This window comes from Oceanibaculum sp. (genome assembly GCF_022449305.1).
In the GTDB taxonomy this organism is placed as follows: domain Bacteria; phylum Pseudomonadota; class Alphaproteobacteria; order Oceanibaculales; family Oceanibaculaceae; genus Oceanibaculum; species Oceanibaculum indicum.
Genome location: NZ_JAKUSO010000022.1, coordinates 1 through 11,786, shown reverse-complemented (window position 1 = coordinate 11,786; position 11,786 = coordinate 1). Strand labels below are relative to the sequence as shown.

At 66.0% G+C, this 11,786-nt stretch carries 12 protein-coding genes; 8 read left to right on the top strand and 4 right to left on the bottom strand.

Annotated features, from left to right (window positions below):
- Positions 1-6 precede the first annotated feature (6 nt).
- The 4 genes from prpC to MK313_RS08780 all read right to left on the bottom strand — a co-directional run bounded on the left by prpC (position 7) and on the right by MK313_RS08780 (position 4,152).
- A complete protein-coding gene (gene prpC, locus MK313_RS08795; RefSeq protein WP_416054118.1) occupies positions 7-1,197 on the bottom strand; it encodes a 2-methylcitrate synthase in 1,191 nt (396 codons plus the stop codon).
- Positions 1,198-1,210: 13 nt separating this feature from the next.
- Positions 1,211-2,716 (bottom strand): MmgE/PrpD family protein, encoded by a 1,506-nt coding sequence (locus tag MK313_RS08790; protein WP_287780902.1) that lies wholly within the window; start codon positions 2,714-2,716, stop codon positions 1,211-1,213.
- A 19-nt stretch (positions 2,717-2,735) separates the two neighbouring features.
- Positions 2,736-3,134 carry an acyl-CoA thioesterase gene (locus tag MK313_RS08785; protein ID WP_287780901.1) on the bottom strand — a complete coding sequence of 133 codons (399 nt, stop codon included), beginning with the start codon at positions 3,132-3,134 and terminating at the stop codon, positions 2,736-2,738.
- 115 nt (positions 3,135-3,249) lie between these two features.
- Positions 3,250-4,152, bottom strand: coding sequence for a DMT family transporter (locus MK313_RS08780; protein WP_287780900.1), 903 nt, complete (start codon positions 4,150-4,152; stop codon positions 3,250-3,252).
- Positions 4,153-4,251: 99 nt separating this feature from the next.
- On the opposite strand from MK313_RS08780, the gene MK313_RS08775 reads away from it, so the two are divergent.
- The 8 genes from MK313_RS08775 to MK313_RS08740 form a co-directional block, all read left to right on the top strand.
- Entirely contained in the window at positions 4,252-5,106 is an 855-nt protein-coding gene (locus MK313_RS08775) for a LysR family transcriptional regulator (RefSeq protein ID WP_287780899.1), read from the top strand.
- A gap of 120 nt (positions 5,107-5,226) precedes the next feature.
- A complete protein-coding gene (locus MK313_RS08770; protein WP_287780898.1) occupies positions 5,227-6,003 on the top strand; it encodes a DeoR/GlpR family DNA-binding transcription regulator in 777 nt (258 codons plus the stop codon).
- The gene (locus tag MK313_RS08765) at positions 6,000-7,151 is read left to right on the top strand and encodes an ABC transporter ATP-binding protein (RefSeq protein ID WP_287780897.1); all 1,152 of its coding nucleotides are present in this window, start codon (positions 6,000-6,002) and stop codon (positions 7,149-7,151) included. The genes MK313_RS08770 and MK313_RS08765 overlap by 4 nt, the downstream gene beginning before the upstream one ends.
- Positions 7,152-7,177: 26 nt before the next feature.
- A complete protein-coding gene (locus MK313_RS08760) occupies positions 7,178-8,443 on the top strand; it encodes an ABC transporter substrate-binding protein (RefSeq protein ID WP_008945076.1) in 1,266 nt (421 codons plus the stop codon).
- A 72-nt stretch (positions 8,444-8,515) separates the two neighbouring features.
- Positions 8,516-9,418: a carbohydrate ABC transporter permease gene (locus MK313_RS08755; RefSeq protein WP_287780896.1), complete on the top strand. Its 903-nt coding sequence runs from the start codon at positions 8,516-8,518 to the stop codon at positions 9,416-9,418.
- A 13-nt stretch (positions 9,419-9,431) separates the two neighbouring features.
- A complete protein-coding gene (locus MK313_RS08750) occupies positions 9,432-10,283 on the top strand; it encodes a carbohydrate ABC transporter permease (protein WP_287780894.1) in 852 nt (283 codons plus the stop codon).
- Between the two features lie 124 nt (positions 10,284-10,407).
- A complete protein-coding gene (locus tag MK313_RS08745) occupies positions 10,408-11,325 on the top strand; it encodes an NAD(P)-dependent oxidoreductase (RefSeq protein WP_008945073.1) in 918 nt (305 codons plus the stop codon).
- Between the two features lie 242 nt (positions 11,326-11,567).
- On the top strand, positions 11,568-11,786 hold a 219-nt coding region (locus MK313_RS08740), incomplete at its 3' end, for a transporter substrate-binding protein (protein WP_287780937.1).

Genomic DNA, 11,786 nt, shown 5'->3' with positions numbered 1-11,786 from the left:
TTCTCCTCAGGCTTTCTTGCCGGCGGACTTCTTCGCGGCCTTCTTGCCGCGCTGGCCGATCGGCACGAAGGTCAGATTCTCCGGCCCGACATAATTAGCGGACGGGCGGATGATCTTGTTGTCGATGCGCTGCTCGATGATATGCGCCGCCCAGCCCGAGGTGCGGGAGATCACGAACAGCGGGGTGAACATCGCCGTCGGCACGCCCATCAAATGGTAGGAGACGGCACTGAACCAGTCGAGGTTCGGGAACATTTTCTTCACATCGGCCATCACCGTCTCGATGCGCGCGGCGATGTCGAACATCTGCATCGACCCGGCTTCCTTCGACAGCTTGTGCGCGACGCGCTTGATCACCTCGTTGCGCGGGTCGGACACGGTATAGACCGGATGGCCGAAGCCGATGATGACCTCCTTCGCCGCGACGCGGGCGCGGATGTCCGCCTCCGCCTCGTCGGCATCGGCATAGCGCTGCTGGATATCGAAGGCGGCCTCGTTGGCACCGCCATGCTTCGGGCCGCGCAGCGCGCCGATGGCGCCGGCAATGGCCGAGTACATGTCCGACCCGGTGCCGGCGATGGAACGCGCGGTGAAGGTCGAGGCGTTGAACTCATGCTCGGCATAGAGGATCAGCGAGGTCTGCATCGCCCGGATATGCGATTCCGATGCCGGCTTGCCGTGCAGCAGGTGCAGGAAATGCCCGGCGATGCTGTCATCGTCGGTCTCCAGCTCGATGATCTGGCCGCGATGGGCGTAGTGGTACCAGTAGAGCAGCATGGACCCCAGCGAGGCCATCAGCCGGTCGGCGATGTCGCGCGCCGCCGGGTGATTGTGGTCATGCGCCTCAGGCAGCACGCAGCCCAGCGCGGAGACACCGGTGCGCATCACATCCATCGGATGGGCGGAGGCGGGGATCGCCTCCAGCACGTCCTTCACCGCCGCCGGCAGGGCGCGCAGCGCCTTCAGCTTGGTCTTGTAGGCATCGAGCTGCGGCTGGGTCGGCAGGCTGCCATGCACCAGCAGATAGGCGATCTCCTCGAACTCGCAGGTTTCCGCGATGTCCAGGATGTCGTAGCCGCGATAATGCAGGTCGTTGCCGGTGCGGCCCACGGTGCACAGCGCGGTGTTGCCGGCGGTGACGCCGGATAGCGCCACCGATTTCTTCGGCTTGAAGGTCGGATTATCCGCCATGGTCATGTCTCCCTTTCCGTTATTTCCAGTCGAAGATGCCGGTCGGCCGGGGGGCACCCAGCTTGGCGGCTTCGACGGTTACGTTGAGGGCGCTGAGGTCGCTCAGCTTCGCCAGATTCTCGACGGCTTCCAGGAAGCGGTCCTGTTCGCCCGCCGCGACGATGCCTTCCGCCAGCGTGCGGAACTTGGCGATATATTGCGGGCGGGCGAAGGGCCGCGCGCCCAGCGGATGGGCGTCGGCCACGGCCAGCTCGTCGGTGATGGTGGAGCCATCCTCCATGGTCACCACGACGCGGCCGCCGAAGGCCTTCTCGTTCGGATCGTGCGAGTGATAGCGCCGGGTCCATTCCGGGTCCTCGACGGTGCTGATCTTGTGCCACAGCGCCACTGTGTCCGGACGCGCCGCGCGCTCCGGCGCGTAGGAGCGCTCATGGTGCCAGCCGCCGTCCTGCAGGGCGACCGCGAAGATGTACATGATCGAATGGTCCAGCGTCTCGCGGCTGGCCTTCGGGTCCATCTTCTGCGGGTCGTTGGCGCCGGTGCCGATCACATAATGGGTGTGATGGCTGGTGTGGATGACGATGCTCTTCACCTTGGCGAAGTCGCCGACCTTCGGGCCCATGCGGCGGGCCAGGTCGATCAGCGCCTGGCTCTGGTACTCCGCCGAATGTTCCTTGGTATAGGTGTCCATGATGGCGCGCTTGGCGTCGCCCTTCTCCGGCAGCGGCACCTTGTATTCCGCCTTCGGGCCGCTCAGCAGCCAGGCGATGAAGCCGTCCTCGCCCTCATAGGCCGGGGACGGGGCGCCTTCGCCGCGCATCACGCGGTCCACCGCCTCGATCGCCATCTTGCCGGCGAAGGCCGGGGCATAGGCCTTCCAGCTGGAAATCTCGCCCTTGCGCGACTGGCGCGTAGTGGTGGTGGTGTGCAGCGCCTGCTGGATCGCCTGATAGACCGTCTCAGTCGAAAGGTTCAGCAGCGCGCCGATGCCGCCGGCGGCGGACGGGCCCAGATGGGCGATATGGTCGATCTTGTGCTCGTGCAGGCAGATGCCCTTCACCAGATCGACCTGGATCTCGTAGGACGCCGCCAGCGCGCGGATCAGGTCCTGGCCGTTGCGGCCGACATGCTGGGCGACAGCCAGAACCGGCGGGATATTGTCGCCGGGATGCGAATAGTCGGCGGCGAGGAAGGTGTCGTGATAGTCCAGCTCGCGCACTGCCACGCCATTGGCCCAGGCGGCCCATTCCGGCGAGAAGCGCTTGTCCGACGGCAGGCCGAACACGGTGGCGCCGGGGCTGTAGGGGTGCGCCATGGTCTGGGCACGCGCGCTCGCCACCGGGCGGCGTGCCACCGAGGCGACGGCCACCGAGGCATTGTCGATGATGCGGTTGCCGATCATCTCCGCGACATCGGCATCCACCGGCACGGGGTCTGTCGCCATGGCGGCCATCTTCCAGGCCAGCTGGTCCTCACGCGCGAGCTTCTCGGCGGACTTGTAAGTGCGAACGCTGTGCGTCTTCACGGGGCAGTTCCTCGATCTTTTATGGGGTTGTCGTATCTGGGTCGTTGGTCGGTATCGCTGTCGGGCGGCCTTCCTTGTCCACGGCGACCATCTCGAAGGTGCCGCTCATGGTCATCGTCCGCTCGCCGGTGGCCAGCGTCTCGGCATGCACCTCGACGGACACCGTCATGGAGGTGCGGCCGCGTCGCGTCACGCGGGCGATCAGCTCGATCAGCTGGCCGACCCGGGCCGGGCGGTGGAAGGCGATCTTGTCACTGGACGCCATGACGATGTCGCAGCGCGCCGCGCGGCTGGCGGCGATATAGGCGGCCTTGCCCATCAGGCTGAGCGCATTGCCGCCATAGAGCGTGCCATAGTGGTTCGCCAGCTCCGGGAAGACCATTTCCGCGAAGCGGGTTTCGTCTGGTGCCGACTGCATGGGCTTGTTTCCGCCTGCTTTAGCTAGTGCGCGTCACAATATCCGCATCGCCCGCATCGGGGAAACAGTAAAAAAGCCTGTTTCAGGACAGGGTGTTAGAGCAAATCTGCTGGTATTACCTTTTGTGCGGTGCGGCGGTTCCGGCGGGCTTTCCCGCTGTGACGGCCAGCCATATACCGGAAAATACCGTGACGAGGCCAAGGACGAGATTCCAGCCCACCGGCTCGTCCAGCAGCAGCGCGCCCAGCAGCGCCGCGGTGACCGGATTGACCGTCACGGAGACCGCAACCCGCGTAGGCGTGGTGCGCCCCAGTGCGAAGGCCCACAGGAAGAAGATCAGCGCGCTGCCGAACAGGCCGAGATAGAAAATCGCGATCCATTGCGGCCAGCCGAAGCCGGGCAGTGCGGCGAAACCGCCGCCGATGCCGGCCAGCAGGCCAAGGCAGGTGGCCCCGGTCCCCATCGCCAGCAGGGTGAAGCGCACCGGACCGGAGCGATGAATGACAGGCCGGGCCCAGACACTGTAAAGCGCCATGCACAGTGCAGCGGCGACCATCAACAGATCGCCGCGCCACGCGCCAGCCGGGGCGTCCGCAAGGCCGGCGGCCAGTGCCAGCGTGACACCGCCCATGGCCAGCGCCACACCGGCGCTCTTCCGTGCGGTAAGCGCTTCGACGCCGAGGATCGCCCCGGCCAGCATGGTCAGCAGCGGCAGGGTCGACAGGGCCAGTGCCGCCCGCGCCGCCGTCGTATAGAGCAGCGAGGCGTTGAACAGCACCGGAAACAGGCCGAAGAACAGCAGCCCCAGCGCCGCCGCCCGCGGCCAGTCGCGCCGTGCCGGCCAAGCCTCCCGCTGCGCCAGGGCGATGGGCAGCAGGCACAGGAAGCCGATGCCGAAGCGCAGTGCGCCAAGCGTCAGCGGATCGACCGCGCCGACGGCATAGCGCGTCGCGCCCACGGCAGTGCCGCCAAGCGCGCTGGACGCAATGGCGGCCAGAACTCCGGCCAGTTCACCCAAGGAACTACCCCTTACCCAGAACAGAAAGGACTCCGGGCAGGCTAGGGGTAGGGGTATCATCAGGAAAACGAATGTTCTTGATGACATGGATAAGCAATCATGATGAACGCCTCGATGCTTGAACCGGAGTTGCTTCGTGCCTTCGTCGCCGTGGCGGAGCAGCAATCCTTCACCCGCGCGGCGGTTCAGCTGAACCGCACACAGTCGGCGGTCAGCATGCAGATCAGGCGGCTGGAGGAGCGGCTGGGTGTCGAACTGTTCGAACGCGCATCAAGCGGTGTTCGGTTGAGCCGCGCCGGGGAGGGGCTGATCGGTTATGCCCGCCGCATCCTGTTGCTGGGAGAAGAAGCGGTAGGGCGCTTGCGCACCGATGCGGTGCGGGGCGCGGTCAGGATCGGCGTGATGGAGGATTACGGTACCTGTCTTCTGCCGCCAATCCTTGCGGGGTTTGCAGCGGCGCATCCGGCCATCGATATCGAGATGCAGACCGGGTTGACCGGCAGCATGATCGAGCGGCTGGGCGAAGCCTACGACCTTGTCATCGCCATGCATCCCGAAGGCACCGGCGGCGGCCAGTTGCTGCGGCGCGAACGCCCGGTCTGGGCCGCCGGCATCGGCCGTGCGGTGGAAACCATCGACCCGTTGCCGCTGGCGCTCTATCCGCAGGGCTGCCTGTTCCGGCGCTGGGTGCTGGAAGCCCTGGATGCGGCGCGGCGGCCGTGGCGTCTGGCCTTTGTCAGCCACAGCCTTGGCGCGGTGGCGGCGGTAGCAGCGCAGGGGCTGGCGGTCACAGTGGTGAAGGCCGCCACTTTTCCGCCGGGCCTGCGGGCGCTGTCGTCGTCGGACGGGGTGCCGTCCCTGCCGATGGCGGAGATCAGGCTGCACCGCGCCGCAACGCTCACACCGGCGGCGGCTTTGCTGGCCGACCATCTGGCGGCAGCGCTGTCGGCCTGAATATCAGAAAGCGCGTTCGCACATGCGAATTTTCATTTGAATGTAACCTTACTGTCGCGATGCGGTCATTCGACGGATATACTCCTGAAAAAAGATCGAACCGGGGGGATTTCCGTTCAAATGAACCTGTCGTCACGACAGTCGGATATTATTGCGCTGATCCGGCGCGAGGGTTTCCAGTCCATCGAGGTGCTGGCGAACCATTTCGCGGTCACGCCGCAGACCATCCGGCGCGATGTGAACAGCCTGTGCGACGCCAACATCCTGCGCCGCCGCCATGGCGGGGCGGAGCTGCTGGGCACCACGCTGAACGCGCCCTATGAATCGCGCCGTGTCACCAATCTGGAGGCAAAGCGCCGCATCGGCGCCACTGTCGCCGGGCTGATCCCCAGCCGCGCCTCGGTGCTGTTCGGCATCGGCACGACGCCGGAGCAGGTGGCTCTGGCCATGGCCGGGCATGAAGATCTGACCATCGTCACCAACAATCTGAATGTGGCGGTCGCGCTGTCGGCGGCGCGCTCCAACCGCATCGTCCTGCCGGGCGGCGTGCTGCGCCTGCCGGACCGCGACTTTCTGGGACATGATGTTGAGACGATGTTCCGCAGCTACCGCGCCGATTACGGTGTGTTTGGCGTCGGCGGGATCGACCGCGACGGCACGCTGCTGGATTTCGACCGCGAGGAGGTGGCAGCGCGCGAGGCGATCCGCGAGAGCTGCCGCACCGCCATCCTGGTCGCCGATGTCTCCAAGATCGGACGGCTGGCCGCCGCCCAGGGCGGGGCACTGTGGGACGCCGATATCATCGTCATGGACGCGGCCCCGCCGGAGGAGATCGCGGCCGCGATCCGCAAATCCAGCGCCAGGCTGATCGTCGCCGGGCAGGAGGTGACGGCATGAGCGCAGCCCCTTTCATCACCCTGGAGTCGGTCGAGAAGAGCTGGGGCGACAGCCGTGGCGTTGCCGGTGTCGATCTGGTCATCGGGCGCGGCGAGTTCGTCGTGCTGTTGGGGCCGTCCGGCTGCGGCAAGTCCACCACGCTGCGGCTGATCGCCGGGCTGGAGACGCCGACGGCAGGGCGTATCCTGATCGACGGGCAGGATGTGACGGCGCTGCCGCCGGCCAAGCGTGGCCTGTCCATGGTGTTCCAGTCCTATGCGCTGTTCCCGCATCTCAGCGTCGCCGAGAACATCGTATTTGGGCTGAAGGTCCGCCGCCTGCCGCGCGCCGAACGGCAGGCGCGCCTCGGCCAGGCACTGCGGCTGACCGGCCTTGAGGGTTATGAGGACCGCAAGCCGGCGGCGCTGTCCGGCGGCCAGCGGCAGCGTGTGGCGCTGGCCCGCGCCATCGTCGCCGGCCATCCGCTGTGCCTGATGGACGAGCCGCTGTCCAACCTGGACGCCAAGCTCCGTCATGAGGTTCGGCAGGAAATCCGCCAGTTGCAGCAGGATCTCGGCATGACGGTCATCTATGTGACGCATGACCAGACCGAGGCGATGGGCATGGCTGACCGCATCGTGCTGATGAAGGACGGGCGGATCGAGCAGCAGGGCATGCCGGAAGAACTCTATGAGCGCCCGGTCAGCGCGTTTGCCGCCGGTTTCGTCGGCAGTCCGCCGATGGCGCTGCTGCCGGCGGAGCGGCTGCCGGTCGGGCTGCGCGAGGGGGCTGCGTCGGGTGGTGCTGGCGTGCTGATCGGCGTGCGGCCGGAGGATCTGCGCCTTGCCGGCGCGGACGAACCATCCCTGCCGGTGCAGATAACGGGCATCGAATTCCTGGGCGGCGAGACGCTGGTCTATTGCACGGGCGAAGCCGGCGCGCTGATCGCGAAGCTGCCGGGCCGTCCGGCGCTGGTGCGCGGCGGCAAGGCCGCCCTGACCTGGGATGCGGCCAGCCGGCATCTGTTCGATGCCGCTGATGGACGACGACTTTCCGACCCGTTGGTTCCCGAGCCAAAGGCCTCGGGCGGGCGGGCGGAGCAACGGGCCAGCGGAACGGGCAAGGTCCCGCTGGCCCATCGGTCCCTTGCGGGGGCCGATCACCCGTAGGCTGGATGATGAAAGGATTGTGACACATGACGATGCAGCGCGTAAGGGCGGTGGCATTTGCCGCCGCGCTCGCCGGGATGGCCTCACCCGCCATGGCCGATGTCGAGCTTTCCATGTACTACCCGATCGCGGTCGGCGGCCCGCTGACCCAGGTTGTCGATGGCATGGTGGAGGAGTTCCAGAAAGGCCATCCGGACATCAAGGTGAAGGCGATCTACGCCGGCAACTATGATGACACCCGCGTCCGCGCCCTGTCGGCGCTGAAGAGCGGCGAGCCGGCGCAGCTTTCGGTGATGTTCTCCATCGACGTCTATGACCTGATGGAGCAGGATGTCATCGTGCCGTTCAGCGATGTCGTCTCGACGCCGGAGGAGAAGGCCTGGCTCGACAGCTTCTATCCGGGGCTGATGGCCAATGGCACCGTCGATGGCAAGGTCTGGGGCGTGCCGTTCCAGCGCTCGACCATCGTCATGTACTACAACAAGGACGCCTTCAAGGAAGTGGGCCTCGACCCGAACCAGCCGCCCAAGACCTGGGACGAGATGACGGCAGCCGCCAAGAAGCTGACCAAGGACGGCCGCTGGGGCGTGATGATCCCGTCCACCGGCTATCCCTACTGGATGTACCAGGCGCTGGCGATCCAGAACGGCCTTGAGCTGATGTCGCCGGACGGCACCAAGACCTTCTTCGACGATCCCGCCGCCATCGAGGCGCTGCAGTACTGGCGCGACCTGGGTGCCAAGCACAAGGTGATGCCGGAAGGCACCGTCGAGTGGGGCACGCTGCGCCAGGCCTTCCTGCAGGGCCAGACCGCGATGATGTGGCACAGCACCGGCAACCTGACGGCGGTGAAGAACGGCGCCAAGTTCGACTTCGGTGTCGCCATGCTGCCGGCCAAGAAGCGGCCGGGCTCGCCGACCGGCGGCGGTAACTTCTACCTGTTCAAGAAGGCGACCGATGCCGAGCGCAAGGCGGCGCTGACCTTCATCCGCTGGATGACGGCGCCGGAGCGCGCGGCCGAATGGTCGAAGGCGACCGGCTATGTCGGCATCAGCCCGGCCTCCTACGAGACCGAGTCGCTGAAGAAGTACGCCGCCGAGTTCCCGCCGGCGCTGGTTGCCCGCGACCAGCTGAAGCATGCCGTTGCCGAGTTCTCGACCTACGAGACCGGCCGCGTGCGTGAAGGCCTGAACAACGCCATCCAGGCGGCCCTGACCGGCCGTCAGACGCCGGAAGCGGCGCTGAAGGACGCGCAGGCCAATGCCGAGCGGCTGCTGAAGCCGTTCCGGTAAGCATCGCTAACCGTCACCCCCGGCCCCGGCTTCACTGGGTGCCGGGGGTGATTCTTTCCAAAGGCCGCGACGATGACCGACGCCCCGCTTCTTGACCGCATCGAAAGCCGCAAGCTGGCGATCTATGGCTCGCTGCTGGTGCTGCCGTCGGTCTTCATGCTGTCGCTGTTCGCCTTCTGGCCGACGGTCGCGACGCTCTGGGCCAGCCTGTTTTCTAAGGGCACGGTGCGCCGCCCGACGCAGTTCGTCGCCCTCGACAATTATGAATTCCTGTTCTCCGACCCCAGCTTTTGGCAGGTGGTCACCAACAATCTGATCTATGCCGGCGTCACCATTCCGGTGTCCATCGGGCTGGCGCTGGGTATGGCGCTGTGGGCCAATGCCCGCATTCCGGCGCGGGCGATGGTGCGCATCGCCTATTTCACCCCGACCATGCTGCCGATGGTGGCGGCGGCCAATCTGTGGCTGTTCTTCTACACCCCGGATATCGGCGTGCTGGACCGGCTGTTCGGCGTGTTCGGCTTCAGCGGGGTCAACTGGCTGGGCCAGCCGGAAACCGCGCTGGGCAGCATCATCATGGTGACGATCTGGAAGGAGGCCGGCTTCTTCATGATCTTCTACCTGGCTGCCCTGCAGACCATCCCGCCCGACCTGAAGGAAGCGGCGCTGATCGAGGGTGCGGGACGCTGGACCTATTTCCGGCGCATCCTGCTGCCGTTGCTGATGCCGACGACCCTGTTCGTCATGGTGAACGCGCTGATCAACTCGGTGAAGCTGATCGACCATCTGTTCATCCTGACCAAGGGCGGGCCGGACAATGCCTCGAAGTTGATCCTGTACTGGATCTGGGAGATGGCCTTCAGCTATTTCGACCGGCCCTCGGCGGCGGCGATGACCGTGCTGGTGCTGATCGTCCTGGGCCTGCTGGCCGTGCTGCAGTTCGCCGTGCTGGAACGGCGCATCCATTACCGGTGAGGGGAAGCCGCCTATGACCGATATCGTCACGGCCCGGCCTGCCACCGGCCTGTTCGCGGGCCGGGCCCTCCTGACACTGGATGCGCTGGGCGCCATCCTGCTGGCGCTGATCTGGATCGCCCCGCTGGTCTTCGCCGTCTGGGCCGCCTTCCACACGCCGCAGGGCGCGCTGTCCTTCGACCTGTCCGCCCCGGTGACGCTGGAGAATTTCCGCACTGCCTGGGAAGGCGCGCCCTGGCCGCGCTATTTCCTGAACACGACGCTGCTGGTGACGGTGATCCTGGCCGGCCAGCTGTTCTTCTGCACGCTGACGGGCTATGCCTTCGCGCGCTTCCGCTTTCCCGGCAGCGACGCGCTGTTCATGCTGGTGCTGCTGCAGCTCTTCATCCTGCCGGAAGTGCTGATCGTGGAGAATTACGCCATGGTCTCGCGCCTTGGCTTGTTCGATACGGTGCTGGGCATCGGCGCGCCTTACATGGCCAGCGCCTTCGGTATCTTCCTGCTGCGTCAGGCCTTCAAGGGCGTGCCGCGCGAGCTGGAGGAGGCGGCCCGCGTCGAGGGCTGTGGCTGGACCGGCGTGCTGTGGCGCGTCTATATCCCCGCCGCAAAGCCGGTCTATCTGGCCTATGCGCTGGTCTCCATCGCCACCCACTGGAACAATTTCCTGTGGCCGCTGGTGGTGACCAACTCCAACGAGACGCGCCCGCTGACCGTGGGCCTGTCGCTGTTCGCGGCACCGGAGAGCGGGGTGAACATCGCCGTCATCAGCGCCGCCACCCTGTTCACCATCGCGCCGCTGATGGTCGCCTTCCTGCTGTTCCAGCGCCAGTTCATCCAGGCCTTCCTGCGCGCCGGGATACGCTAGGGCATCCGGTAGGAGACCCATGCGCCGGGGCCGGGGCGGCGTGGCGCCCTTGGCCGTTGACGCTGGCCGAATCCCGCCCCTAGGCTTGCCCGCAAATCGGACAAGCAAAGGGATGGAACCAAACATGGGCGCGGAAACGAAAATCGGTCTGGTCGGCATCGGCATGATGGGCTGGCCGATGGGAGCCTGCCTCGCCAGGGCGGGCTTCACGGTCGTGGTCTATGACAGCCGGCCGGAGCAGAGCGCCAAATTCGCCAAGGAAGTGGGCGGCGAGACGGCGGCCAGCCTGGCCGAGCTGGGCCGGGCCTGCGCCATCGTCGTCACCATGCTGCCGACCAGCAAGATCGTCTCCGAGGTGCTGCTGGGCGAGAACGGCGTCGCCGCCGGCATGGCGAAGGGCGGCCTTGTCATCGATATGACCTCGGGCGTGCCGGACGTCACGATCTCGCTGGAACCGGCACTGAACGAACGCGGCATCGCGATCATCGACGCGCCGGTCTCCGGCGGCGTGGCGCGGGCGCGCACTGGCGAGCTGGCGATCATGGCCGGCGGCGCCGAGGCGGATATCGACCGCGCCCGGCCGGTGCTGGAGGCGATGGGCAAGGTACAGCGCGCCGGAGCACTGGGCTGCGGCCAGGCGATGAAAGCGCTGAACAATCTGGTGTCCGCCGGCGGCTTCCTGATCGGCATCGAGGCGATGCTGGTCGGCAAGAAGTTCGGCCTCGATCCGGAGGTGATGGTCGATATCCTGAATGCCTCTACCGGCATGAACAACAGCACCCAGAAGAAGTTCAAGCAGTTCGTGCTGTCCGGCGCCTTCAATTCCGGCTTCGCGCTGGACCTGATGGTGAAGGACCTCTCCATCGCCCTTGATGTCGCCAAGGCACGCGGCGTGCCCACACCCTTCGCGGCGCTGTGTCGGGAATTGTGGGCCTCGGCCGACACCATGCTGGGCAAGGGGGCCGACCATACCGCGCTGGCCCTGCTGAGCGAGCGGCTGGCCAACCTGTCGCTGCGCGATGATGAGGGAACGCGGAATTAGCATCGTCTAAAATTTAGACAGTCTCTTTCGCCGCTGCTCAAAGATTGTGCGGCGCGAGATGATTCGCTCATCGGTCGAACAGGCACAATTCAGGAAAAATGCTTAACGCTTCCCGCCATTAACGAAGATGGCGTCTCCGTGGCACGCGCCTTGCGTTCTTGCTGCAATGCGGCATGGAACCGCGAATAACTGGGAGACGAGAAATGGCTGGGAAAAAAGGGGCAAAGCTCCTGACGGGACTTATGGTCGGCGCATCGCTGCTGTTCGGCGCGATGACCGGCAAAGCCGAGGCACAGGACACCATCAAGGTCGGCATCCTGCATTCGCTGTCGGGCACGATGGCGATCAGCGAGACGACCCTGAAGGACGTCATGCTGATGCTGATCGAGGAGCAGAACAAGAAGGGCGGTCTGCTCGGCAAGAAGCTGGAGGCGGTGGTCGTCGATCCGGCTTCCGACTGG